At 65.4% G+C, this 696-nt stretch carries 2 protein-coding genes; both read left to right on the forward strand.

All coding sequences use genetic code 11. The annotated features are described in order from the left end of the window. Positions 1–78: 78 nt before the first annotated feature. Entirely contained in the window at positions 79–498 is a 420-nt protein-coding gene (gene tnpA, locus EH240_RS37215) for an IS66-like element accessory protein TnpA (RefSeq protein ID WP_125007275.1), read from the forward strand. Further along, positions 495–696, forward strand: a 202-nt coding sequence (gene tnpB / locus EH240_RS37220) for an IS66 family insertion sequence element accessory protein TnpB (protein WP_148101196.1), incomplete at its 3' end; no start/stop codon positions are given. The genes tnpA and tnpB, both read left to right, overlap by 4 nt.

Genomic DNA, 696 nt, shown 5'->3' on the forward strand with positions numbered 1-696 from the left:
GTAACCGTCCGGTGGCGGCCGCCTTGCTGAGGTAGGCTGAAGGCTGCAAGTCCTAGTGCAAGCACTAGGAGTAGTTCTATGACAACGCAGCGCGTTGAGGTGATCACGTCAGTCGAGCGACGTCGGCGCTGGTCTCGGGAGGAGAAGGAACGGCTGGTCGCTGCGACGCTGGAGTCCGGGGCCAGTGTTTCAGAGATCGCGCGGTCGGCCGGCATTCACGTGAGCCAGCTTTTCCGATGGCGCAAGGAGCTCTGCCGGATGCTCGCACCACCCATCGCGCAATTCGTCCCCGTGGAGGTCGCCGCGGTGCTGCCGGGCCCGCCGCCGTCGGTGGCGCCGGCAGCACCGCCGCAGTTGAAACAGGTCACCACTCATCGTGCGCGTCGTAAGACCAGCATGGTGACGATCGAGCTTGGCGGTGGCCGTCGCCTGCGGGTCGAGAGTGACGTCGACACCGAGGCGCTCGGCCGGATCCTCGATGTTGTGGAGCGGCGATGATCCCGATTCCTTCCGGCATGCGGGTGTGGCTGGCGACCGGTCACACCGATATGCGCAAGGGCTTCCCGTCCTTGGCTTTGCAGGTGCAGGAGGTGCTCAGGCGCGATCCGCTGAGCGGGCATTTGTTCTGCTTCCGCGGTCGCCGCGGCGATCTTTTGAAGGTGATCTGGCACGACGGTCAGGGGGCCTGCCTGTTCA

Source organism: Mesorhizobium tamadayense, assembly GCF_003863365.1.
In the GTDB taxonomy this organism is placed as follows: domain Bacteria; phylum Pseudomonadota; class Alphaproteobacteria; order Rhizobiales; family Rhizobiaceae; genus Mesorhizobium; species Mesorhizobium tamadayense.